This window comes from Paraglaciecola sp. 2405UD69-4 (assembly GCF_047525415.1).
GTDB lineage: Bacteria > Pseudomonadota > Gammaproteobacteria > Enterobacterales > Alteromonadaceae > Paraglaciecola.
Window position 1 is genome coordinate 99,795 of record NZ_JBLIXM010000007.1, and the last position, 25,202, is coordinate 124,996.

Genomic DNA, 25,202 nt, shown 5'->3' on the forward strand with positions numbered 1-25,202 from the left:
TTTTACTTAAAAATCAAAAAGTTAATCAACTTTTCTAACGCTTACCCTTGGCGAGCCAAAGCCGCTAAAATCTATTGAAAACTCAAACGTACCTGTTTCCGTTGGTGTAAATATAAAATTATTGTCAGTAGATTCGCAATTAGCTCTGTTACGAGATCCAACTTTAACTACAATATTAGAATTGCTGGCATAACCGCAGTTTAAACCAGGTGTCCAGTTTTCGTCTGCGAATTTAAAGTCATAAGGTTGACCGTCGGCAATTAAATCAATACGGGTTGCATATACTTGGTCGGCAATTTCTTGAAGCTTATATTGCTCATCTGCTTCCCACCAAGAAAAGACCCCTCTCAAATATAGCTGGTCGTAACCTTTGTCTTGTGCAAACTCTTCAATAACATTTGTCGCACATCCACTAATTAGTAGACTCAGAACAATGCTTGAAATGCCTACTCTAATATTATTCATATTTACCATCACTTTACGCTTAGTTTGGCTTTAATTTAATACAGAAATATCTGCACAACTTAAAAATAAACCTCTTAGTCTAGCTAACAATGCCAATCGATTTGTTCTTACTGACTCATCTTCTGCCATAACCATTACATTATCAAAGAAAGAGTCTATAGGCTCTCTGAGCTCTGCTAAATGAGTAAGGGTTGCCTTATAATTAGACTCTGCTAATAGGGGCTGTATCTTCGCTTCTATTGCTTCTAAACTATCGACTAAAGTAATCTCTGAAGGTTCAGTTAATAACTCCTTACTTAGAGGCTTGTTAGAGTCAACAGGGTTCTTTGTAAGTATGTTTGCTACACGTTTATTTGCTGCTGCTAGTGCTTCTGCAGATTCTAAGGTATTAAAGGCTTTAACTGCTTCGACTCGTGCTGCAAAATCTGCTGGTCGAGTAGGGCGGTTAACTGCAACAGCTTGAACTACCTCAGAAGCAATTCCTTGCTCAGCATACCAAGCTTTAAATCTTGCGAGAATAAAATCGACTACAGATTCACATAGATTTGAAGTCTCAATTTTGTCGCCAAAGGTCAAAATAGAAGCTTCTATCAAGGTAACTAAATCTAGTGGTAGATCATTTTCTACTATAATTCTTAGTACACCAATAGATGCACGACGAAGTGCAAAGGGGTCTTTATCGCCTTTAGGTGTTTGCCCAATTCCAAAAATACCTACCAAAGTATCTATTTTATCTGCCAGTGCAACACACATACTTATCTTAGAAGTAGGTAAGTTATCTCCGGCAAATCTAGGCATATATTGTTCATTTAGAGCAAGTGCGACTAGTTCTTGCTCTCCATCTTGTCTAGCGTAATGCATACCCATTACACCTTGGACGTCTGGAAATTCCATAACCATATTTGTCATTAGGTCGGTTTTACTTAATAAACCTGCTCTAAATGCTAATTTGGGGTCTTCCAAATTAAGCGTTGTAGCGATAGTTTCTGCTAACTGAGCTATACGCTGACTCTTCTCGTAAACCGTACCAAGTTGCTTCTGAAAAATAATGGTTTTTAAACTTTCGAGACGAGACTCTAATGAATTCTTTTTATCTGTATTGAAGAAAAACTCAGCATCAGCAAGCCTAGGGCGTATCACTTTTTCGTTACCGCTAATTATTACTTGAGGGTCTTTGCTTTCGATATTAGTAACAAATACAAATGTAGATTTTAGTTTTCCATCAGTGTCTAACAATGGAAAATATTTTTGGTCATCTTTCATTGTATATATTAATGCTTCTTTAGGGACGTCCAGAAAAGAATCTTCAAAATTTGCTGATAAGGCAACAGGCCACTCTACCAATGAAGTAACTTCATCTAATAGTTCTTCATTAATATCTGCTACACCATTTTCTTTTGCTGCTACTTCTTCAACTGATTCTAATACGCGTTCTTTACGAGCTTGAAAGTCAGCCATAACATAGTTTTCTTCTAATAACTTAATGTAGTTATCAGCTGAATCTAGTGTAATTTTACCTGTGGAGTGAAACCTATGCCCTTGAATATTTCTGGAGGATTTAATTCCTAATACAGAGCCCTCTATTAACTCACTGCCATATAACATTGTAAAAGTATGAATTGGACGAATGAACTGAGTATTTGTTGAACCCCAGCGCATCGCTTTTGGTATAGGTAGTGCTTTAAGAGCTTTTTCTACTAAATCAGTTATTAGGGTGTGAATTGCTTGCCCTTTAACGTCTGCTTTAAATAGTAACCACTCACCTTTATCAGTCTTAAGTGTTTCTGCATCTTTTACTTCAATTCCATTAGACCTAGCCCAACCCTGTGCAGCTTTTGTTGGGTTACCTTCTGCATCAAATGCTGCTTTTATTGCAGGTCCGCGTTTTTCAATCATTTTATCAGCTTGATATTCATTAACGTCTGTGACTTTTACGGCAAGTCGCCTTGGAGATGCATACCAAATAATTTGTTCAAACTTAATATCGTTTTCAATTAATAAACCTTCAAGGTTGTTTTTAAAGGCTGTTGCTAATTTAGATAAGGATTTGGGAGGTAACTCTTCAGTTCCAATTTCTACTAATAAATTATCTATGCGCATGGCTACTTCTCCTTCTTACACATTGGAAAGCCAAGACTCTCTCTAGCTTGGTAATAAGCTTCAGCGCAGGCTTTTGATAGCGAGCGTACTCTTAATATATAGCGCTGGCGTTCGGTAACTGATATTGCATGTCTTGCATCTAGCAGGTTAAATGCATGTGAAGCTTTCATTACTTGCTCATAGGCAGGCAAAGGTAGATTTGCTTCAATTAGTTTTTGGCTGTCTTTTTCACATTGATCAAAAGTAGTAAACAAAGCGTCTACATCTGCAAATTCAAAGTTATAGGTAGATTGTTCAACTTCATTTTGATGAAACACATCTCCATAGGTTACTTTACCCATGGGCCCATCAGTCCACACAAGATCATAGATACTATCAACACCTTGGATATACATGGCTAGGCGCTCTAAACCATATGTGATTTCTCCTGTAACAGGAGAGCACTCAAGGCCACCAACTTGTTGAAAGTAAGTAAACTGTGTTACTTCCATTCCGTTTAGCCATACTTCCCATCCAAGTCCCCATGCTCCTAGTGTTGGTGACTCCCAATTATCTTCAACAAACCTAATATCATGTACTAATGGATCAAACCCAAGCTCCTTAAGTGAACCCAAGTAGAGTTCTTGAATATTGTCTGGAGATGGCTTCAACATAACTTGAAATTGGTAATAGTGTTGAAGTCTATTAGGGTTTTCGCCATAACGTCCATCTGTAGGGCGTCGACATGGTTGTACATAAGCACTACTAATTGGCTCTGGGCCTATTGAACGTAAAAAAGTCATTGGATGGAATGTACCAGCTCCAACTTCCATATCTAAAGGCTGAATTATTACACAGCCTTGTCGAGCCCAATAATCTTGAAGTGCTAAAATTAGCCCTTGGAATGTTTTACAATCAAACTTCTGCATTTGCCTCTGCCGTACCATCAATAAATTAAAAAAACATCTGTAAGTATACCTTTAGTAGAACATTCAATGTACCACTAAAGGCGATTAATAATGCTTTAGGCTTGTTTATAGAGGGGGATCAACAAAGTTTAAGGATGAAAATGGGCCGGTGATCAGCTTTTTAAGGTGAACTTGCTTAAGCTCGATACTTCGGCCATTATTTTTGAGGATAACTTAGCTTCAATTTCTTCTCTAAATAAATCCTGTTTCCAGGTTTCCTGTTTAGACTGGGCTTTTCTTTTTTCGTGGGTTGGTAGATGTTCAACAGCAGCATAAAGTTCATAGAGACCAGGGTACTGTGCCTTAAAGTCAGGCTTATCTGCAATTGGTAGGCATTCTAATAAGTGGGTTAATCTTATACATCCTTCAGAAAGGTTACATTGTTGCTGTTCGATAGCTAGAGCAATGGTTTGTATACTTTCTACTATATTTTCAACCCTCTTTTGGGTGGTTTTTTCTTTTTGTAGTGTTTGGGCTTTTAGCTTAAACAAAAGTGAGCCTGCATAAAATGCAAGCCCAGCAATAATTACTAAAGCACTAATCAATAATAGATAAATCATAGGTTTGGTTTTGTAATCTTAATCTTTAAAGTCATCAATGTTAAAAGCATCTAAATCATTATATAAGTTCGATGAATTTTCATTGTTGGTCTTTTCATTTTCATCATCGGTTAAGCCTAGCAATTCGCACAATACTTTGTGCCTCGCTAGCTTTTCGTTCATGTATTGTTGCTCTTCTCGAGTAATCTTTGTGCCTGTTTCTTCCTTTTCCAATAGTATGGAAAGCTTAACATCTTGCTCAAGCTCTGCGAGTTCTTGTGCAGGAGAGAAGCTTCTTATTTTAGCTTTTGGAGCTGCTTTTGGTGCACTTTTAACTTCAACTAATTGAATTGGCTTTTTACTACCGTGCCTGGGATCTTTAGAAACATGGAGCTTTCCACTATCTTTTGAAATAATAACCTCACTATTACGAGTTCCAGCGGGTTTCCCTTTTGGCTTTTTAATTCGCTTTTCTGTTGGTTTTCTTACGTTAGTTGTGGTTTTAGGGGTTCCAATCTGGCCCACTTTTCGAGATTTCTTTTGCCTTGGCATAACACACCCATTTAACTCTTAATAATTGGCGTGATTCTACCTTAGTTTTGGCTAGACGGGGTGACAAGAGTGAAATTATGATAGAAAAAAAGCGATAGGGTCGCTATCGCTTTTAGAATATGAGTGTCATTCGACACTTCTCCCATTATTGTTCTTCCTAAACATGGTAAATCCTAATTGCCTTCGTTTATAACTTTTATTATCGAAGTCACTAATTATTGACCGTCCTTGATGCTTTATTTTTGCTAAAGCATACAGAAAGAATAAAAGTTTACAAATAATTTACATTTAGGTTTAAGTGTTCAACTAACTAATAGGATAATAAAACGTAATATAATCTCTTAATGCAAGCCAGATACGTAGCTTGAAATAATCTCAATCTCTTCATCAGTCATTTTTTTAGCAATATCTGCCATCATTCCATTTAAAGAGTTTGCTCGCTCTCCAGAACGAAATGCTTTAAGTTGAGTTGCAATATATTCAGCATGTTGTCCGCTAATATCTGGGAAGCCAGACAAACTAGTACCGTTACCTCTCGGGCCATGACAAGCGATACAAGCTGTAATTCCGCGATCTAAGTCACCACTAATATAGATTTTTCTTCCTGCATCTATTATGTCTTCTGCAGCTTCACCAGGTGTTGACTCTTGGCTAGAGAAATAAGCAGCTAAATCTTCAATGTCTTGTTCGGATAAGCCAACTGCCATACCGTTCATGACTGCATTGTTACGTCCTTCAGCACCACCGCTTTGTGCGGCTAGCTTAAATTCTTTCAATTGTTTAACTAAATACTTAGTGTGTTGTCCTGCTAATTTAGGATTCATAGCTATAGCGCTATTACCATCCATACCGTGACAAGCAGCACATACAGCAGATTTATTTTTACCTTGTTCAGCATCACCCTGTGCTAAAGCACTGGTACTAAAACCAACAAATAAACATAATAGAAGACCAAGATTTTTCATTATTTTCTCTTTAAACATTTGATTAGTGGGTTCTTATTAAACCTTAGCTGGGTATTTTACACATTTACAGCGTTAGTAAAATAAATTCATTCACCTTTTCCCTGATATAATTGTGGAAATTAACAAAAACTGCCGGTCGCAAGACAAATTTGGAGTCAAAGTGAGTCATTATAATCAAGCAACGTTTAGTATTAGCGCCCCAGACATTACCCACTTGGGGCCTGATGAAGGAATAGAAATAGCCTTTGCCGGACGATCTAATGCTGGGAAGTCGAGTGCGTTGAATAAATTAACGAGACAAAAAAACTTAGCTAGAACAAGTAAGACTCCAGGTCGAACTCAGCTTATCAACGTGTTTTCATTAGATGAAGGTAGAAGATTAGTTGATTTGCCTGGATATGGTTATGCTCAAGTGCCATTAGAAATCAAAAAGAAGTGGCAAAAGTCTTTAGGTGAATATTTACAGAAGAGAAATAGTATAAAGGGCTTAGTGGTACTTATGGATATTCGCCACCCATTTAAAGATCTTGACCAAGAGTTAATTTATTGGGCTGTAGCAGCGGACTTACCTGTTTTAGCTTTGCTCACCAAAGCTGACAAGCTTAAATCTGGAAAGCGAAAAAGTCAGTTGTTGATGGCGAGAGAGGCTGCAATGGCATTTTGTGGTGATGTAAGCGTTGAAGTTTTTTCTTCGATGAATGGTATTGGCTTAGATAAGCTTCAGCAAAAACTTGATGCTTGGTACGGTTATGAAGATAAAAGATCTCAAGAGAGTCATTTGAATCAAGAGCTATAGGCTTGAGCCTAAAAAGATTGGTACAAATGAAAAATGACTTTATCTAAAAGTAGTGTTTCTAGTTTGCAGAGTTAGTAAAGTAACAATCGCTTGTTGTAAATAAAAAAAACCTCGGCATAAGCCGAGGTTCAAACAAAGGTAAGACTTATCAGACCTCTGTACCCTACGGGCGAATATTATAAAAAATAATCTGATAAACCAAGTACATTATTAGTTTAATCGACAAATTGAACCTTCTGTACGATTAATGGGCTTCGTCCCAGTTATCGCCTATACCCGCTTCAACAACAAGTGGAACATTTAGTGATACTGCCTGTTCCATTAAAGTGATAATTTTAGGTTGATACTCTGCAATTTTATGCTCTGCAATTTCAAATACGAGCTCGTCGTGGACTTGCATTATCATTCTAATATCATCGTTTGGAAGGGCTTGAATCCAGTTATCAACGACTATCATTGCCTTTTTAATGATATCCGCTGCTGTGCCTTGCATAGGAGCATTAATTGCTGCTCTTTCAGCTCCTTTGCGTCGCATACCGTTACTGGCATTTATTTCTGGCAAATAAAGACGCCTTCCAAATACAGTGGATACATACCCTTTTTCTTTAACTAATACTCGAGTGTCTTCCATGTAAGTTAATACCCCAGGGTATCTTTCAAAGTACAAATCCATGTATCTTTGGGCATCTTGTCGTGAAATATTTAGTTGTCGTGAAAGCCCAAAGGCTGACATACCGTAAATTAGTCCAAAATTAATAGCTTTGGCGTTACGACGCTGTTCTACCGTAACTTCTTCTAATGGGGTGCTAAATACTTCAGATGCTGTTGCAGTATGGATATCTTTTCCTGATGCAAAAGCGTTGAGTAAGCCCTTATCACCAGATAGATGTGCCATGATACGTAATTCAATTTGTGAATAATCTGCAGCTACAATCTTGTATGTATCTCTTGCTATAAACGCTTGTCTTACACGTCTTCCTTCAGGTGTACGGATTGGAATATTCTGTAAGTTAGGATCTGTCGAAGATAGCCTTCCTGTTGCTGTTATTGCTTGATGATAAGAGGTGTGCACACGACCCGTTCGTGGGTTTATCATCTTAGGCAACTTGTCTGTGTAGGTGTTTTTCAGCTTACTTAAGCCTCTATACTCCATTAGTAATTTAGGAAGAGGGTAACTATTCGCTAATTCTTGTAGTACTTCTTCCGCAGTTGAGGGGGCGCCTTTTGGTGTTTTTTTAAGGACAGGTAATTTCAACTTATTGAATAAAATTTCTTGAAGTTGCTTTGTGGAACCTAAATTAAACTCTTCTCCAGCTAGGTCATATACATCTTTTTCTATCTCAAGAACTCGCATCGCGATATCTTGGCTTTGTTGAGCTAAGTTTTGACTATTAATAAGTACACCAAATTGTTCCATTCTTGCTAATACTGGAATCAATGGTAATTCGATACTTTCAAATACTTCTTTAAGCTCTTGTTCGGTAGATAGCTGTCCCCAAATTTTATTGTGTAACCTAAAGGTTATATCGGCATCTTCTGCTGCATAAGGGGCGGCTTTGTCTATCGAAATTTGATTAAACGTTAACTGTTTACTGCCTTTACCTGCAATATCTTCAAAGTGAATGGTTGTTTTATCAAGGTAGGTCTCGGCTAAGCTGTCCATATTATGCTTAGAGCCAACACTATTTAAAACATAGGATTCAAGCATAGTGTCAAACGCAATGCCTTGTAGGTCTATGTCATAGTTAGCCAGTACGTTTTTATCAAACTTTAAATGCTGTCCTACTTTCTTAATGGACTTGTCTTCTAAAATGGGCTTCAGCGCACTTAATACAGACTCTCTATTTAATTGGTCTGGGGCGTCAGGGTAGTCATGGGCAAAGGGAATATAGGCTGCTTCACCTTCTGCAATACACATGGATACGCCAACTAATTCTGCATCCATATAGTTTAAGCTTGTGGTTTCAGTATCAAAGGCGAAAAGGGGAGAAGAGCTAATTTTCTTTAGCCAAGTATCCAGTGCTTCTTGTGTGAATACTGTTTGATAATTCTCGTTATGGATGCTTGTTTCATCATCGTTATCGGAGATTGCTTTAGGTGGTGGAGTTTTTTGGGTTATCTCAGAAAGTAAACGTTTTAGTTCATACTTGTTGGCTAGCTCAATTAAGTCGTTATCTTTTTGTGGCAAAGGTTTTAAATCATTGAGACTCTGCGTAAGTTTAACATCAAGCTTAATTGTCGCTAACTTGTAGGATAGAGGCAAAAACTCGATTGCCTCTCTTAAATACTCTCCAATTTTGCCTTTAACTTTATCTGCATTGGCTATCACTTCTTCTAAAGATGAATGCTCATTTAGCCACTTAGCTGCTGTTTTGGGACCGCATTTATTCACACCAGGTATGTTATCTACTTTATCTCCCATCAAGGCTAAGTAATCTATGATTTGATTTGGACGAACCCCAAATTTTTCTATTACACCTGCTTCGTCCATCTCAACGTTGGTCATAGTATTGATTAGACGAACGTGGGGTGTGACAAGTTGAGCCATGTCTTTATCACCGGTAGATATAATGGTTTCTATTTTTAATTCAGAAGCTTGGTGGGCAAGGGTACCGATTACATCATCTGCTTCGACACCATCTATCACTAATAGTGGAAGACCCATTGCTTCTATTATTCTATGTAAAGGCTCTATTTGCGTTCTGAGATCGTCAGGCATAGGTGGTCTATTGGCCTTGTAATCTGGATACATGTCATTTCTAAATGTTTTACCCTTAGCATCGAATATCACCACTATATTTCCAGTAGGATAACTTTTTTGAAGGCTTTTTATCATATTTAAGACCCCAGTAATGGCGCCTGTAGGTTGTCCGTATGACGTGCTCAATGCCTGTAAATAAGGTACATGATATGCCCTAAATAGATAAGATGAACCATCAACCAAGATAAGAGGTTCTGATAAGTTTTGGATTGAGTTTGTCATGTATAAAGCCTGTTAGAGTTTGTTTACTTGATAGATAAAGGGTGTCATATGTAAAGAAGTTCATCTAGATATATTATATTGCACGTGACTGTGGATAACTATGTAGATAATGAGTGCTGTGTAAATGTTTCTATATGTGATGATGAAGAAGTAATTCTTTATTATACAATATGTTAAGAGTTATGTTTACTCTAATAAAATATAGTAATCTAATGTGGATAAGTAAATTAAATTTATTTAACGACGCTAAATAAAAAGGTTAGTAAAGATACACATTTATTGATGATTTTAACAGATGTTTTCTAACATATTTTTTAGGAACTATGATTGCATATGTATCAAAAAGTTATAAGGATTTACCTTGTGGTTTATTGTCGATGAGAAACCTAAATTAAACTAATAACTTAGGTCTAGAATTTATGTTATTGAGTTTTAGCTAAGTCAGCAATTTAAGGTTAAATAATGGTGACCAATGGCAGCTTTCTGTTATCTTACCTATTAGATAGTAAACCTTTTTATCATAAACGCAGTTTGGTGCATAAGCTCCTTAATTATGACACCACATTACCGGTATAAAGTACTTATAAATGAAAAATTACAATTCTACAGCGTTTTACTTCGTCTGCAGACACACAGTGAGTCAAAGTTAAAATATGCAGTATCGTACTATCATTCGTATTCTAGGTTTATTGATTGCTCTATTTAGTGTGACTATGATCCCGCCCGCTATAGTTTCTGTGATTTATGAGGATGGCAGTGGATTACCTTTCTTAATGGCGTTTCTTTTATGCTTAGTAACTGGTTTAGCTATTTGGTATCCAAATAGAAAGTTTCGTTTCGACTTAAGAGCGAAAGAAGGGTTTTTAATTGTTGTTCTATTTTGGACGGTTTTGGCAAGTTTTGCTGCTTTGCCGTTTCTGTTGCTTGAACAGCCTTATATGTCGACGTCTGATGCTTTTTTCGAGTCATTCTCAGGCTTAACAACAACCGGTGCTACTGTAATTGAAGGTATTGACTATTTACCAAAAGCTATCCAGTTTTATAGGCAGCAGCTGCAATGGTTAGGTGGTATGGGGATCATTGTTTTAGCCGTAGCAATTTTACCCATTTTAGGGGTAGGGGGCATGCAGCTCTATAGAGCTGAAACTCCTGGACCGGTTAAAGATTCTAAGATGACTCCTCGTATCGCAGATACAGCAAAACATCTCTGGTATATCTATTTGTCTTTAACTACAGCCTGCACCATTGCTTTTTGGTCAGTTGGGATGAATTGGTTTGATGCAATTTGTCATGCATTTTCGACTATAGCCATAGGAGGCTTTAGTACTTATGATGCGAGCTTAGGGCATTTCGATAGTGTTGGCGTAAATATAGTGTGTGTAATCTTTTTGTGGATTGCAGCATTAAATTTTTCTCTACATTATGGCGCGGCAAGTGGCAGAACCTTGAAAGGGTACATTTACGATCCAGAACTTAAAGCCTTTTTTATTATCCAATTTTCTCTTGCTTTGGTGTGTTTTATTGTATTGGTGCATTTTAGTTGGTTTGAAAATTCAGGTACGGCTTTAGACCAAGCACTTATTCAGTCTGTATCTATTAGTACAACTGCTGGGTTTGCGACTACTAACTTCTCTCAATGGCCAGCATTCCTGCCCATAATGTTAATCTTCTCAAGCTTCATTGGTGGCTGCGCAGGATCAACAGGTGGTGGTATGAAAGTTATTAGAGTATTACTTCTTTATTTACAGGGAAAGCGAGAAGTAAACCGTCTCATACACCCTAAAGCGGTTTATTCTGTAAAGCTGGGAGATAGAGCTTTACCAGATAGGGTTGTGGAAGCTGTTTGGGGATTCTTTTCAGCTTATGCCATGATTTTTGTAATTATTATGGTGTGTTTGATTGCAACGGGTATGAACGATGTAACTGCGTTTACAGCTACAGCCGCCACCCTAAATAACCTTGGCCCTGGTTTGGGTGACGTTGCTGGTACCTATGCTGATGTATCAGATGCTGGTAAATGGTTGTTAATCATAGCGATGTTGTTTGGTCGCTTAGAGATATTTTCTTTATTAGTCTTATTCTCACCAACATTTTGGAGAAGTTAGTTAAGGTTTTCCAATTCAAGCTTCGAACAAGCTCTCTTCTGTAATAAGTTCGATATCACTAATCATATCTTTGTAATCAGCATCAATAGCATCATTTTTTATGATTCTGGCTCGATGTTTATCGAACAGTTTGCTGTATCTGATTATTTTTTTACCTAAAATTTTCCATCCTTGTTGCTTAGCCTCTAAAGGCCAATCTTCAAGTTCTATTTTTGATGTTTCTATCTTGCCAGTAAACATCCCATAAATCATATTTAGGTGGTCTAAATTTGTTTGGCCCGCCGTATCTTGTGTTAATCCAGCAAGCATTGACATCCAAGAAATAGAGTCTTTCAGTGCATTATAATAGTCTTCTAGAGCATCTTCATCATAGGCGTCTATCTCTATGTCATGAGAGCGAGTTGTGACGTTACTAGAGCCTTTATTAGAAAACACGCTTGTAGCAAAAGAAGTAATGCTAGATTTTTCTTTTACCTTAGGTTCAGGAGGCGTTTCTTTTTTAGCTACATAGGCAGGTTCTTGTTGTACTGGAGCTGGTTTAGGTTTTGATACTTTTGCTACATTTTTAGGTCCAGCAACTACATCTCCAACTTCTACCCCTTTGTTTTCCACTAAAATACCGTCCGAGTAACTATCCTCTACTGCGGTAATTTTTACTTTTCCTAATGTTTTATACTTTACTTTAATCACTCTACCTGTTTTAGGATCTTTGATGCTTCCTGTAGGTCGTCTCACTTTATAAGTTTTACCTACTTCTAAATTGGAGCTGAACCCTTTATTAAGTGTAACTTCGTCATCATCTATATAAGCAATTAGTGTGTCTTTTGAGCTTGTTGCTGGCACAGGGTTTGTAGTAGTTGAGCTTAGTTTGTTTTCTAGTTTTGCATCACCTATTTTTCTTGCTAAATCTTTCATTGCCCTACGAAGAGAGGCGGTTTCATTTTTGGTGTTATTCTTTTCTCCGCCACCAAACCCGAAGACCTTTACATTAGTTGACGTTTTTGTTCCTGAGCCCGTATCTGCAAATACAATTTGACCTGTATTAACGTCAATAATCCGTACGTCAACGCTAGCCATAAAGTTCTTCTTACCAATATTAATACCACCACCACCACCGCCAGAGTTACTGATTCCAAACTCGGTGATAGCACCTGTCACGATAAAATCTACGCCTATTAGCCTCCCTATTTCAGCAGCAGTAGATGGATCTATGCGTCCGGATTGACCGAAGTCTTGTTCTTTTAATATGCTACTCATTCGCTCTCTTTCAAACACATCAAGTTTAGTTGCTTTGACAAGTTCTGTGGTTAGCATATCGGCAGCCCCAGAATTCAAGCGCCAAGTCGTTCGGTAATGTGTTCGGTTCTCAAAGTCGACTATTGCGACTCTTGGGGCTGCAAAAGCTTGAATACTAAGCGTACTCAATAAGAAAAGGGTAAGTAGAGAACGAATAAGAAACATCATTTTTAACTCCGTTTTTTTGTTGTATTTTCTAATTATTGGATTCAATTCTAAAATCAGCTGATTTACGTAATTTTGCTTTAATTGATAGGTTTTCTTTTATCAGAACCTTTTTCTCCCATGCATCAAATCCAGGTAAACTGATTTTTACCGTGTGCATTCCTGTGGGAAGCGATAAAGAATCCCCTGCGTTGCCATAAAATACACCATCTACCTCTACATCGGCCTCTTCTGGAGTCGATTGGACTTCTACAGAAACAGTGCTTGGAGTGGTATTTTGTTGCACTTTAAACCGATTACTTTGATTTATTTTACTGACAAAACTATTGCTAAGTTGCTCTGCAAGTTGGATAAAGGTTCGGTTTCTATTTGATCGGTTTTGCGTATCTTGAAGGGTGTGTTCTGCTTGCTGGCTATCTGAAAAAACTATGGTGCCAGTTTGGGTGTCTAAAATACGAATACTAATACCTAAATAGTAGGTTTCTTTGGTTGTTCTAACTCCGTATCCAGAAAATGTCTTTTTATCTATATCTGCATTTAATATTTGTCCGGTAAGTAAAAATTCTGCACCAGTAAGCTTACCTATTTGAATAACTTGATTAGTTGCTACTAAACCACTTGAGCTTAAATTAATTTCTCCCATGACACTTTTCAGTCTCTCTCTTTCAACTACTATAAATTGAGAATAGTTAACAAGCTGGTCAGAGATTAGATTTGATATTTCTTGACTTAAATATGGGTATCTAATACTAGAACGATCAAAGTCAATAACTGCTATGCTTGGATTCGCATAAGTGCTTTGGCTTATAGTTAAAGTAGATATTAAAGCCGCGAAAAATAAAGAATGGCTAAGCTCGAAACGAAGTAAGTTTTTAAAATAATCCATCATTCTAAATACACTTTTATTGGTTGTTTTTTGATCTCCTGTTCAAAAAATAACATACCTAATGTAAATAGGAAATGTTTTTAAAGGCGGGTTAATAAACTTTCATAATTATTTAATGGGCGGGTTATTTGGCTCGATATTTATCCAAAAAAGAAAGCACTGGGTTGGAATAGCTTTTCAACATGGCTTATGAACTTTTTATCAACTAAAAACAATATTACATGGTCATTAGCTTCGATAACTGTATTGCTATGAGCAATAATCACCTCATCACTACGAACAATTGCACCTATGGTTGTTCCAGGAGGTAGCTTAATATCTCTTATTTCCCTTCCCACAACCTTAGAGGTATGTTGATCGCCATGGGCAATCGCTTCAATTGCTTCTGCAGCCCCTCTTCTTAGGGAATATACGTTTACAATGTCACCTCGACGAATGTGCGTTAACAGAGCAGATATCGTTGCTTGTTGAGGTGAAAAGGCAATATCAATTTCGCCACCTTGTACTAAATCAACATAGGCCCCCCGTTGAATTAATACCATGGCTTTTTGTGCACCAAGTCGTTTAGCTAACATAGCCGACATAATGTTCGCTTCATCGTCATTCGTAACGGCAATGAAGGCATCTACTTGCTCTACATTTTCTTCAGTTAACAGTTCATGATCTGAAGCATCGCCAGAGAAGACAATGGTCTTATCCAAGTGAGCTGACAAATATTTAGCTCGCTCTGGACTATATTCAATGAGTTTGACGTTATGATTATGCTCTAGCAATTTGGCAAGCCCTGCGCCAATTAAGCCGCCACCAGCAATCATAATCCTCTTATAACTAGATTCGAGCTTTTGCAGTTCACTCATTACCGCACGGATATGTTTGGTTGCCGCAATGAAAAATACTTCATCATCAGCTTCAATAATGGTTGTACCAAGGGGACGGATTGGTTTACCTCGTCTATAAATAGCTGCTACCCGTGTATCTACATTTGGAATATGCTCTTTTAACGTAGAAAGTGCATGACCTACCAGTAGGCCACCATAATATGCTTTAACGGCAACCAAACTGGCTTTGCCATCTGCAAACTCAACAACTTGTAGCGCACCTGGATAGTCGATAAGCCTTTTAATTGCGCGGGTAACTAATTGCTCGGGGGCAATTAGGTGATCAACGGGTACATCTTGATGTTTGAATAATTGTTCTTGGTAAATTATATATTGCTCTGAACGTACCCGAGCAATCTTGGTTGGGGTTTTGAATAAGCTATATGCGACTTGGCAAGCCATCATATTACTTTCATCGCTGTTGGTAACAGCTATCAACATGTCTGCATCTTCGGCGCCAGCTTTTTTGAGTACATCAGGGTGAGAACCCATGCCAGCTACGACTTGTAAGTCTAATCTATCTTGGAGTTGTCTGATGGTTTCGACATCAGAATCAATGACGGTTATTTCGTTTTTTTCACCGACTAAGTTTTCAGCTAACGTGGCGCCTACTTGGCCTGCGCCTAAGATAATTATTTTCATGATTATTCTTGGTATTTAAACCTTGTTATTAATTTTTATCTAAGCAAGCTTAAAGGTTAGATTAAGCCGACAACTTACCGTCATTTAGCTGCAGACTTTAACAGTCTGGCATAATAGAAACCATCCATTTGTTGCTCCCCTGGTAAAATTTGCCGCCCAGGTTTGTTGACAGACCCATGATGAAAGCTTTCATCTAATTGCGCGTCATGAGTGCTAGACAAAAAATGACTGATTTGTTGGTGATTTTCCTCTGGAAGAATAGAGCAAGTCGCATAGAGTAACGTACCTCCGGGCTTTAATGTCAGCCAAATAGCATCTAAAATTTGTTTCTGTAACTCAACAAGTACGTTTATATCTGCAGCTTTACGTAACCACTTCACATCTGGATGGCGTCGTATAATTCCGGTGGCAGAGCAGGGGGCATCTAATAGTATTCGATCAAACTGTTGGTTATCCCACCAGCTACTTGTATCACTTGCATCACCAATAATAATTTTAGCTTTATGTTGTAACCTAACTAAATTTTCCTCGATTCGTTTTGCTCTAATTTTGTCAACTTCTAATGCATAGAGGGAGTTTAGTTGTGGTTGTAGCTCTAAAATATGACAGGTTTTACCTCCTGGTGCAGCGCAACAATCTAGAATGTGTTCCCCTGCTTGTGGTTGTAAGTAGGTAGCAGCTAATTGAGCTGCTCCATCTTGAACCGAAAACCATCCCTCTTGAAAACCAGGTAAGCTTGTCACGTCACAGCCCTTGGTTAACAATATTCCACTGGAGTGCTGGTCTGATGTTTGGAGTTCAATATTTTCTGCTTGTAATGCTTTTTGGTATTTTTCAACAGATATTTGCAGTGTATTTACTCTTAGCCAAATAGGGGCTTTGAGTTGCATGTTTTGAACAATATCAGGGAGAGCTGTTTGGTACTCTGATTGTAATTTTTTAAATAGCCATTTAGGTAAACCAGAAGCTATTTGTTCATTCGGTGGACTTTGATTGGCAATATCTTCCCGTAAGAAAGTACGTAAAATTGCGTTCACTAATCCTTTCATTGCCATTGTATTTAAAGACTGACACGCAGCAACGGTTTCAGATACTGCTGCATGTTGACTAACCCTGCTAAAAGCTAGCTGATAAAAGCCTAGCATGATCACGTGCTCGACAATTTTAAAGCGATTTTTTAGTGGTTTATCTAGTAATTGCCTTAACCAAAACTGCAATATCGGTAAGTTTCGCAATACACCGTAAACCATCTCTTGTAACCAAGCTTTATCTTGATCCTTTAGATTCTCTTGTGCTGCTGGTAAGCATTCTCGGGCCGACTTTCCTTCTTCTAATATTTGAAATAAGACTTTTGCGGCTTCTGCTCTAAGATTGAATAGGTGCTGTTTTTTCCGTGATTTACTATTTTTATGATTCATAAAGAGTCGTACTGGGTAGCCTTGTTTATTGAAGGATAGTGCCTTCTGTGAACCATTCTGCTTTACCATTCAATAAATCAGCCGCAGACATAGGCTTTTTGCCCGGAGGCTGCAGTTGAGTTAATAACAATGCCTTCTCTGGTGTAGCTATCAAAATACCGTCTTTTCCAGAATGTAATATTTTTCCGGGAGGGCTATTTAGTTTATCAGTGGGGGTATTAACCACTTCTGCTTTATGAATTTTGATATTAGTGTCTTGGACAGTAAAAAAAGCCATTGGCCATGGATTAAAGGCGCGAACGTTACGCTCAAGTTGTTGAGCATTGATGTGCCAATCTACTTTTGCTTCTGCTTTAGAAAGTTTCTTCGCATGGGTCGCTAGTGAGTCATCTTGAGCCTGCGCAGGGAGGTTTTCCAATTGCGATAATACTTCTAATAGTGATTTGGGGCCTACAATTGAAAGCTTTTGGTATAGGGTTGCACTGGTATCAGTTGCTTCTATCGTCAAGGCTTCTTTGAGTAGCATAGGCCCAGTGTCTAAGCCTTCGTCCATTTTCATGATAGTGACACCTGTTTCGGTGTCCCCAGCCCACAATGAACGTTGAATGGGGGCAGCGCCTCGCCATTTAGGAAGCAGCGAGCCATGAACATTTAAGCAGCCAAGCTTTGGTGTCTCAAGCACCACCTTTGGTAAAATTAAACCATAGGCAACAACTACCATTACATCAGCATTAAGCTTAGCTAGTTGTATTTGGGCATCTTCATCTTTAAGTGAGTGTGGTTGGTATATATCTATGTTGTGCTTTAATGCTAACTGTTTTACCGCGCTTGCTTGAAGTTTTTTGCCTCTTCCTGCTGGGCGGTCAGGTTGGCTATATACGGCAACTACATTGTGTTGTGAATCAATTAGAGCTTGAAGGTGAAGTGCTGCAAACTCAGGCGTACCAGCAAAAATAATATTCAATGGAGTCTTCAATGTTTAATTAGCCTTTTGCTGCGAGCCTAGCTTCTTTTTCGAGCTTGGTTTTGATTCTTTGTCTCTTAAGAGGGGATAAATAATCTACGAATAGTTTGCCCATAAGATGGTCTAATTCATGTTGTATGCATATGGCTAACAGCCCATCTGCATCTAGCGTGAATTGCTTACCAGACTTATCTAGTGCAGTTACCGTTATTTTTTCTGCTCGCTCTACCTTTGCGAAGTTATTAGGAACAGATAGGCATCCTTCTTCACTAATTGTTTTGCCTTCTTTGTGGGTGATCTCTGGATTAATGAACACTAATGGCTCATTTTGTTTCTCTGACACATCCATGACTACCACTCGTTTATGCACATTGACCTGCGATGCAGCTAGTCCTATGCCATTTTCATCACGCATAGTTTCGAACATATCTTCAACTAGCGTAGTGATTTCTTTATCAATAGTGTCTACTTCTTTAGCTACAGTCCGTAGCCTTTCATCTGGAAAACGTAATACTTCTAAAATTGCCATTATATTTTTCAACTATAGTAAGTCTGTGTATAAGACTCAGGAACTAATTTAACCAATTGAAACTTTACGCTAGAGTGTCTAAGTTCATATTGGTGAGTGTATTGTTTACTATACGATTAAATAGAATCTACTATTTAATCGTATTCATCCTAGGCTATTCTAGCTTAAATGGATCCAAAACATAATAGTGACTGCTTTAGGGTGTGTATAAGAATGATAAGTAAAAAGATATTTAAGTTTTTGGCTGTTCTAGCTTTGATCCCAGCTTTGTGCTTTGCAGATACCATTGAGGTTAAAGAAAGCGCGCCAGAAATATATGTAGTTAAGAAAGGAGATACCCTATGGGATATCTCAAATATGTATCTACACAAACCTTGGTTATGGCCTCAGTTATGGCGAACAAATGTTCATATTACGAATCCACATCTAATTTATCCAGGCGACGAATTACGATTAGTTAAAAATGCAAATGGTGAGCTTGTACTAGAGGTCATTAGAGAGCAGCCAAAGCTAGAGATAAAACTATCTCCAGAAGGTAAAAAAACAAGTAAGTATGTTGAAGCTATCCCAACGTTACCATGGTCTGTAATTAGACCTTATATTGAAAATGAAATGGTAATGTCTAAGGATGATTATGATAGTCACCCTTATGTATTAGGTAACACTGAAGGTGCTGTTAGGTTTGCAACTGATAACGTCGTGTTAGGTAAGGCTTCAAGGCGTAAAAATGAAGACTTACAAATCGTGCGAAAGCAGAGCGAACTGTTTGACATGGAGGGCAACTTTCTAGGTCTGCTGGTTAGGCATATCGCTAGGGCTGAGTTAATCGACTCTGATTTGGATAAGCAAAGCCTTATAAAAATAGTTGAAGCTAAATTAGAAGTTAAGCGAGCTGATAAAATTATTCCTGCTGAGAAGCATTCACCTAAGGATATTTTACTTAGTGCAGCAGCAGAGCAAACAGGCTTTATTATTGACGACTTAGAGCAGCATAATTTATTAGGTAAATATAATGTTGTGATTTTAGATTTAGGCAATGAAGAAGTAACTCCTGGCACAATAATGGGTATATACAGCCAAGGGCCAAATATTATAGATGGTCCTCAACCAAAATATGAAGGTGAAACAGATGTGCTTAAAAGCGCGTTTAACATAGGTGATGAAATCAACCAACCTGCATTTAAGGTTGGTGAAGTTATAGTCTTCAAAACTTTTGATATGGCAAGTTATGCACTTATTACAAAGTCAACTAAAGTCATTAGAAAAGGAATGATAGTCGCTAAACCTTAATGGGAGTATTTTATGCAACAGGATGTTGCTCAACATTTGGTAGTATCCAATGACAGTGAACAAGCTTTAATTCATTGGCTAACACTAAATCAAGTTCCTAGGTTTGGTGTTAGTCGTTGGTTAAAATTTCACGATAAATATAATATGAGCTTGGCTGCTCTTTTATCTTCTTCAGCCAAAGACCTTGAAGGCTTTGGGTTCAATCAGCAACAAGTCACAGCAATTAAAAAACCAGATAACGAATATGTTGATTCTAGCTTACGATGGCTAAATGATAATGAACAACGCTTTTTAATTCATTTTACGCACTCTAAGTACCCATACTTGCTCAAACAAATCTCCAGTCCCCCTCCTTTAATTTTTGGATATGGTCGTAAAGATTTACTATCAAATCCTCAAATTGCTATGGTGGGGAGCCGTAATCCTACTCCACAAGGTAAAGAGAATGCCAAGCGTTTTGCACATACATTGAGTGAACATGGCTTTCTTGTGACAAGTGGCCTTGCGATGGGCGTTGACGGATTTTCGCACCAAGGAGCATTGATTGGAGGGCGCTCAACCATAGCTGTTTTAGGAACGGCAATTGACAAGATGTATCCCCGTAGGCATATAAAGCTTGCCGAGGACATACTCGTTAATGATGGAGTTATTATATCTGAGTTTTCACCAAACACGCCGAGTCGGCCTGAGAATTTTCCCCGAAGAAATCGTATAATTAGTGGCTTATCTTTGGGAGTTTTAGTGGTAGAAGCTGCAATCAAAAGTGGCTCACTAATAACCGCGCGGTATGCACTAGAGCAGAATAGAGAGGTGCTGGCAATACCTGGTAATATTCAAAATAAGCTGGCAGCAGGTTGTAATCTTCTTATACAGCAAGGGGCTAAATTAGTAACTTGTTTAGAAGATGTTTTAGAAGAATTCCCAACTATCTGCCAGGTTGTAGAATCATCTTTTAAAGATAAATTACAAAAAAATTCATCACAAAGCTTGGCATCTGACAAATTGTTAGATAGTGTAGATTTTGAAGTGACACCACTAGATATAGTGGCTCAGCGCTCAGGCATTGAAGTAACTGATGTTATGTCAAAATTATTAGAATATGAGTTACGCGGTTTAGTAACTTCCGTTCCTGGAGGTTACATTAAGTTGGGGGAAAAATAATATGTTCGATATCCTCATGTATCTGTTTGAAAACTTTATTCACAATGAGACAGAGATCCGTGTTGATCAAGATGAATTGACTGATGAATTAATCAGGGCAGGGTTTCATCATGATGAGATATATAAGGCTCTTTCTTGGCTAGAAAAACTAGCCGCACTTCAAGAAACCGACATTAATCCTTATTTGGTTAAAGGCCCTACGTCTTTTGTTACTAGGGTTTATACACAAGAAGAGGAAATGCGCTTAGATATTGAGTGTAGGGGCTTTTTACTCTTTCTAGAGCAGATTAATGTCGTCGACTCCACAACCAGAGAAATGGTCATCGATAGAGTGATGGAAATTGAATCTAAAGAGTTTTGTTTAGAGGATATGAAATGGGTCGTGCTCATGGTTTTATTCAATGTTCCTGGTAAAGAAAATGCCTATGCTCAGATGGAAGACTTGTTGTTTGATGAACCAGAAGGGCCGCTTCACTAAATAAAACGAGTGATTAAAATTATATGTCTAAGATTGATCACTCTTTGTTTTCTGCACACGAAGCGTCGGAGCAAGCCTTTGGGCCTTGCCCTAAATGTTCTGAAAAATTAACTATTAGGCGAGGTAAGTCTGGCGCTTTTATAGGTTGTACTAAATACCCTGATTGTGATTTTTCAAAACCTTTGCATGAATATGAAACTGCTGAGATAAAAGTCATTAAAGGCTCATCGTGCCCCTTATGTAGTCATGAATTAGTGATTAAAAAGGGTCGCTATGGACTATTTATTGGCTGCAGTGACTTTCCTAATTGTCACTATTTAGAATCAAGCAAACACTCCCAAGAAACTAATGTCACATGTCCTCTTTGCTCAAAAGGCCACTTAACTAAGCGAACGAACAAATTTGGTAAGTCTTTTTATGCATGTGACAATTACCCCAAGTGTAAATATGCTTTAAACTTGCCTCCAGTTGAGCATCAATGTCCTGAATGTGCTTGGCCGATAATGCAGCAAAAAAAAGTTGGGATTGGTGCTGAGTGGGTTTGTCCTCAAAAACATTGCCAATGTAAAATACCCAAGCCTTAATTTATTTTTTCTAAGCTTTCGTCTGTGGTATCCAAATTATCAGGATAATATTGAGCTAATGATTATGTAATAGCAGCTTTTGTTCTCTGTGAATCTGTTGTTTTGGCTACCCTACCCGGAGCTAGGTATTTACTTAAGGTAAGGTTTGAGCTTTTAGTTTTTTGCTCTGGCCGAAGTGGTGTTTATAGACGAAAATCAACAATATTTTGCAGAGGAGTATTGTTAATGAAATATAAACTGGCTCTTCTTTCTTCAGATTATGCACAAGTAATAATTGAATTTAAAAAATAAATTAAGGCAGTAACTAATGAACAGATTAAGTGATTTCCATGATACTTAAAGACTCAGAGCTTATTTTAGATACTTTGTTGCAAGGCGGTATTATCGCCTATCCAACTGAAGGGGTTTTAGGTTTGGGGTGTGACCCTGACAATGAAGAAGCGGTTAAAAAGTTATTAAGTTTAAAAAATAGACCTATGCATAAAGGTTTGATCTTGGTGGCTAAAAGCTATTCTCAACTTTTGCCATATGTTGATGATTCACGTATTCCTATGGATATGCGCACTGAAATTTTTTCGAGTTGGCCTGCTGCAATTACTTGGTTGTTACCGGCTGCAAACAACGCCCCTAAATGGATTACCGGTGATAGTGACTTTATTGCCGTTAGAGTATCTAAACATATTGTTGTAGGTCAATTATGCGAGTTGTTTAACAAGCCTCTCGTTTCTACCAGTGCTAATGTTGCTGGCGCTCAGCCCGCCCTTAATGCAGATCAACTGAAGCTACAATTTAGTGAGCCTCCTATCTTGGTTGAAGGGGAGTTGGGTGGCAATAAAACCCCCAGTCAAATACGTCACGGGATGACCGGAAAGATTATAAGAGATAAATAGATGACAACTGAATATAATTCGAATATTGAAAAAGTTAAACAATACCTATTAAAGTTACAAGATAATATCTGTCAAACCCTAGAGTTAGCAGACGGAAAAGGTAGTTTTGCCGAAGATAATTGGCAGCGAGAGTTGGGAGGCGGAGGGCGTACCCGAGTATTAACTAATGGTAATGTAATAGAACAAGGTGGAGTAAATTTTTCGCACGTTTTTGGGGGGACCTTGCCCGCATCTGCCACAGCAGCTAGACCTGAACTAGAGGGACGCAGCTTTCAAGCAATGGGGGTGTCTTTGGTTATACATCCTCATAACCCTTATGTGCCAACTACTCATGCCAATGTCAGATTCTTTATCGCTGAAAAAGAAGGCGAAGATCCAGTATGGTGGTTTGGAGGTGGTTTTGATTTAACTCCTTTTTATCCTTATTTGGAAGATGTGCAGCACTGGCACCAAGTGGCCAATAAGCTTTGTATGCCTTTTGGCGAAGAAGTGTATCCAAAATATAAAAAATGGTGTGATGACTATTTTTATTTGAAGCATCGCAATGAAACTCGAGGTGTAGGTGGGCTGTTTTTTGATGACTTAAATGCTCTAGGCTTTGATAAGAGTTTTAAATTTATGCAAGCGGTTGGTAACGGTTTTCTAGATGCTTATGTACCTATTGTTGAAAAAAGGAAGGATGAAGTTTTCACCCAAGAAGAAAGAGCTTTCCAATTGTATCGTCGCGGTCGTTATGTAGAGTTTAACTTAGTTTACGACAGAGGCACGTTATTTGGACTGCAAACAGGAGGAAGGACAGAGTCCATTTTAATGTCAATGCCTCCGCTAGCCAGGTGGGAATATGACTTTAAACCTCAAGAAGGCTCTAAAGAAGCTGACTTGTACGAGAATTACTTAAAACCAAGGGAGTGGCTGTTGTGATAGACAGGTACACAGTCTTTGGTAATCCAATAGCTCAAAGTAAGTCGCCAACTATTCATGCTATGTTTGCAAAGCAAATCGGTGTAGATATTGTCTATGATAAGACCTTTGCAACACCAGATGATTTTGTAGAACGATTAGAGTCTTTTTTTAAAGACCCACAAGCTAAAGGCTGTAATGTTACATCTCCATTTAAAGAACAAGTGTCCCAGTGGGTAATGAGCTTATCACCTGCCGCGAAATTAGCAGGTGCCGTAAATACCGTTATTCGTAAAAAAGATGGTAGCTTTTTAGGTGATACCACTGATGGGCCGGGGTTAGTACAAGACTTACTCCGGTTAGGGGTTAATTTAAAAGGCGCTCGAGTTTTATTGTTAGGAGCTGGTGGCGCTGCTAGGGGAGTATTGCAGTCTATATTAGATTTACAGCCTTCAACTTTCGTCATTGCAAACAGAACAGAGTCGAAATCTGCGTTACTTGCATCCTTGATCCCACAAGAAAATTTCATAGGAGTTGGATTGAACGCTTTGAGTAACATAGAGAAACCATTCGATTTAATCATAAACTCGACGACTACTAGTTTATCTGGTGAGTTACCTCAAATAGCTAATAGTATTATTGCTAGTAGCTCTACAGTGTACGATATGAGCTATAGTGATAAACCGACTATTCTAATGGAACATGCTAAAAGTTTAGGGGTCAGCAATACCTATGACGGGCTAGGTATGTTAGTTAGTCAGGCTGCTGAAAGTTTTTATTTATGGAAGGGCGTTCGCCCTGACGTAAAACCTGTAATAGAAGCACTAAGAGACTCTATGTGATTTTTGTTTTAAGTGAGTTAGTGATTAACTAACTCACTTAATAAAGTGTTATAGCTTTAAATCAGCCAGATATTCATTTTTAAGTTCCACATAGTTAATAGCAGATTGCTTTAAAAATAGTATTTCTGACTCTTTTAAAGGTCTAGCCTGTTTCATTGGGTTGCCTTTATAAAGAAAGCCACTTTTTAACGTCTTATTTGGTGGTACTAAAGTACCAGCACCAATAAACACATCGTCTTCTATTATCACACCATCCATTATAACTGTTCCCATGCCTACTAAGATGCGATCTCCAAGGGTGCAACCGTGTAGCATGCATTTATGCCCAACTGTAACATCTGCCCCAATCACCAGTGGAAAACCAAGAGGGTTAGCATTACTTATACGGCTAACGTGTAAAACAGTTCCATCTTGTATATTAGTTCTAGCGCCGATTTTTATGTAATTTACATCACCCCTAGCTGCAACTAGAGGCCATATACTTACATCTTTCCCCAGCTCGACATCGCCAACTAGTATTGAAGATTCATCTATATAGGAATTTTCACCAACTAATGGGGCTTTGTCTTTATAAGTACGTAATGGCATGTGTATTCCTTAATTCATTAACTTCCCCATATCATATCAAAGATTATCCTCTTATTTTTTAACCATAATGTCCCTTAAATGCGCACTTTGTTTGCTTTTTATGCGTTCAGTAAAATAAATGAAATAAAGTGTTGCATAGGGATGTGTTATCTCTATAATGCGCCCTCGCTTCAAGGGAGACCGGTTACAACAACTTAGGTCACCGGCAACAGGGTCAATTTGATTGGTTAGTTGCATAT

General features: G+C 38.1%; 24 protein-coding genes. 9 read left to right on the top strand and 15 right to left on the bottom strand.

Going from position 1 to position 25,202, the window contains the following annotated elements; translation table 11 throughout:
• Positions 1 to 21: 21 nt before the first annotated feature.
• The 6 genes from ACMUMK_RS17650 to ACMUMK_RS17675 form a co-directional block, all read right to left on the bottom strand.
• On the bottom strand, positions 22 to 465 hold the full coding sequence (locus ACMUMK_RS17650) for a hypothetical protein (protein ID WP_414702476.1): 444 nt from the start codon (positions 463 to 465) through the stop codon (positions 22 to 24).
• 30 nt (positions 466 to 495) lie between these two features.
• Positions 496 to 2,565 (bottom strand): glycine--tRNA ligase subunit beta, encoded by a 2,070-nt coding sequence (gene glyS, locus ACMUMK_RS17655; RefSeq protein WP_414702477.1) that lies wholly within the window; start codon positions 2,563 to 2,565, stop codon positions 496 to 498.
• A gap of 2 nt (positions 2,566 to 2,567) precedes the next feature.
• Positions 2,568 to 3,473 (bottom strand): glycine--tRNA ligase subunit alpha, encoded by a 906-nt coding sequence (gene glyQ / locus ACMUMK_RS17660; RefSeq protein ID WP_414702478.1) that lies wholly within the window; start codon positions 3,471 to 3,473, stop codon positions 2,568 to 2,570.
• Positions 3,474 to 3,625: 152 nt separating this feature from the next.
• Positions 3,626 to 4,072, bottom strand: coding sequence for a DUF2489 domain-containing protein (locus ACMUMK_RS17665; RefSeq protein ID WP_414702479.1), 447 nt, complete (start codon positions 4,070 to 4,072; stop codon positions 3,626 to 3,628).
• 18 nt (positions 4,073 to 4,090) lie between these two features.
• Positions 4,091 to 4,603, bottom strand: a complete 513-nt coding sequence (gene yihI, locus ACMUMK_RS17670) for a Der GTPase-activating protein YihI (protein ID WP_414702480.1) — start codon at positions 4,601 to 4,603, stop codon at positions 4,091 to 4,093.
• Between the two features lie 341 nt (positions 4,604 to 4,944).
• Positions 4,945 to 5,568 (bottom strand): c-type cytochrome, encoded by a 624-nt coding sequence (locus ACMUMK_RS17675; protein ID WP_414702481.1) that lies wholly within the window; start codon positions 5,566 to 5,568, stop codon positions 4,945 to 4,947.
• A 160-nt stretch (positions 5,569 to 5,728) separates the two neighbouring features.
• On the opposite strand from ACMUMK_RS17675, the gene yihA reads away from it, so the two are divergent.
• Entirely contained in the window at positions 5,729 to 6,364 is a 636-nt protein-coding gene (yihA, locus tag ACMUMK_RS17680) for a ribosome biogenesis GTP-binding protein YihA/YsxC (protein WP_414702482.1), read from the top strand.
• A gap of 244 nt (positions 6,365 to 6,608) precedes the next feature.
• On the opposite strand, the gene polA is transcribed toward yihA, so the two are convergent.
• Positions 6,609 to 9,347 carry a DNA polymerase I gene (gene polA / locus ACMUMK_RS17685; protein WP_414702483.1) on the bottom strand — a complete coding sequence of 913 codons (2,739 nt, stop codon included), beginning with the start codon at positions 9,345 to 9,347 and terminating at the stop codon, positions 6,609 to 6,611.
• Positions 9,348 to 10,000: 653 nt separating this feature from the next.
• Here polA and ACMUMK_RS17690 point away from each other — a divergent pair.
• Entirely contained in the window at positions 10,001 to 11,452 is a 1,452-nt protein-coding gene (locus ACMUMK_RS17690; protein ID WP_414702484.1) for a TrkH family potassium uptake protein, read from the top strand.
• 15 nt (positions 11,453 to 11,467) lie between these two features.
• Here ACMUMK_RS17690 and ACMUMK_RS17695 read toward each other — a convergent pair whose 3' ends face one another.
• From ACMUMK_RS17695 to def, 6 genes are all read right to left on the bottom strand, one after another.
• A complete protein-coding gene (locus ACMUMK_RS17695; protein ID WP_414702485.1) occupies positions 11,468 to 12,916 on the bottom strand; it encodes a CsgG/HfaB family protein in 1,449 nt (482 codons plus the stop codon).
• A 28-nt stretch (positions 12,917 to 12,944) separates the two neighbouring features.
• Positions 12,945 to 13,802 (bottom strand): CsgG/HfaB family protein, encoded by an 858-nt coding sequence (locus ACMUMK_RS17700; protein WP_414702486.1) that lies wholly within the window; start codon positions 13,800 to 13,802, stop codon positions 12,945 to 12,947.
• 137 nt (positions 13,803 to 13,939) lie between these two features.
• Complete coding sequence (gene trkA / locus ACMUMK_RS17705; protein WP_414702487.1) at positions 13,940 to 15,319, bottom strand: Trk system potassium transporter TrkA; 1,380 nt, start codon at positions 15,317 to 15,319, stop codon at positions 13,940 to 13,942.
• An 80-nt stretch (positions 15,320 to 15,399) separates the two neighbouring features.
• Complete coding sequence (gene rsmB / locus ACMUMK_RS17710) at positions 15,400 to 16,737, bottom strand: 16S rRNA (cytosine(967)-C(5))-methyltransferase RsmB (protein WP_414702488.1); 1,338 nt, start codon at positions 16,735 to 16,737, stop codon at positions 15,400 to 15,402.
• 25 nt (positions 16,738 to 16,762) lie between these two features.
• Positions 16,763 to 17,713, bottom strand: a complete 951-nt coding sequence (gene fmt, locus ACMUMK_RS17715; RefSeq protein WP_414702489.1) for a methionyl-tRNA formyltransferase — start codon at positions 17,711 to 17,713, stop codon at positions 16,763 to 16,765.
• A gap of 7 nt (positions 17,714 to 17,720) precedes the next feature.
• Positions 17,721 to 18,230, bottom strand: coding sequence for a peptide deformylase (gene def / locus ACMUMK_RS17720; protein ID WP_414702490.1), 510 nt, complete (start codon positions 18,228 to 18,230; stop codon positions 17,721 to 17,723).
• A gap of 213 nt (positions 18,231 to 18,443) precedes the next feature.
• Between def and ACMUMK_RS17725 the strand changes: the two genes are divergently transcribed.
• From ACMUMK_RS17725 to aroE, 7 genes are all read left to right on the top strand, one after another.
• Positions 18,444 to 19,520 carry a LysM peptidoglycan-binding domain-containing protein gene (locus ACMUMK_RS17725; RefSeq protein WP_414702491.1) on the top strand — a complete coding sequence of 359 codons (1,077 nt, stop codon included), beginning with the start codon at positions 18,444 to 18,446 and terminating at the stop codon, positions 19,518 to 19,520.
• A 12-nt stretch (positions 19,521 to 19,532) separates the two neighbouring features.
• Complete coding sequence (gene dprA, locus ACMUMK_RS17730) at positions 19,533 to 20,681, top strand: DNA-processing protein DprA (RefSeq protein WP_414702492.1); 1,149 nt, start codon at positions 19,533 to 19,535, stop codon at positions 20,679 to 20,681.
• A 1-nt stretch (position 20,682) separates the two neighbouring features.
• Entirely contained in the window at positions 20,683 to 21,159 is a 477-nt protein-coding gene (locus ACMUMK_RS17735; RefSeq protein ID WP_414702493.1) for a DUF494 family protein, read from the top strand.
• A 23-nt stretch (positions 21,160 to 21,182) separates the two neighbouring features.
• Positions 21,183 to 21,743: a topoisomerase DNA-binding C4 zinc finger domain-containing protein gene (locus ACMUMK_RS17740; protein WP_414702494.1), complete on the top strand. Its 561-nt coding sequence runs from the start codon at positions 21,183 to 21,185 to the stop codon at positions 21,741 to 21,743.
• A gap of 329 nt (positions 21,744 to 22,072) precedes the next feature.
• Entirely contained in the window at positions 22,073 to 22,633 is a 561-nt protein-coding gene (locus ACMUMK_RS17745; RefSeq protein WP_414702495.1) for a Sua5/YciO/YrdC/YwlC family protein, read from the top strand.
• Positions 22,634 to 23,554, top strand: coding sequence for an oxygen-dependent coproporphyrinogen oxidase (gene hemF / locus ACMUMK_RS17750; protein ID WP_414702496.1), 921 nt, complete (start codon positions 22,634 to 22,636; stop codon positions 23,552 to 23,554).
• Positions 23,551 to 24,375, top strand: a complete 825-nt coding sequence (aroE, locus tag ACMUMK_RS17755) for a shikimate dehydrogenase (protein WP_414702497.1) — start codon at positions 23,551 to 23,553, stop codon at positions 24,373 to 24,375. The genes hemF and aroE overlap by 4 nt, the downstream gene beginning before the upstream one ends.
• Before the next feature lie 48 nt (positions 24,376 to 24,423).
• Here the strand turns inward: aroE and ACMUMK_RS17760 are convergent, their stop codons facing one another.
• Both ACMUMK_RS17760 and ACMUMK_RS17765 read right to left on the bottom strand, forming a co-directional pair.
• Positions 24,424 to 24,963 (bottom strand): gamma carbonic anhydrase family protein, encoded by a 540-nt coding sequence (locus tag ACMUMK_RS17760; protein ID WP_414702498.1) that lies wholly within the window; start codon positions 24,961 to 24,963, stop codon positions 24,424 to 24,426.
• 51 nt (positions 24,964 to 25,014) lie between these two features.
• Positions 25,015 to 25,202 (bottom strand): hypothetical protein (locus ACMUMK_RS17765; protein ID WP_414702499.1); only part of this gene is annotated, 188 nt, incomplete at its 5' end.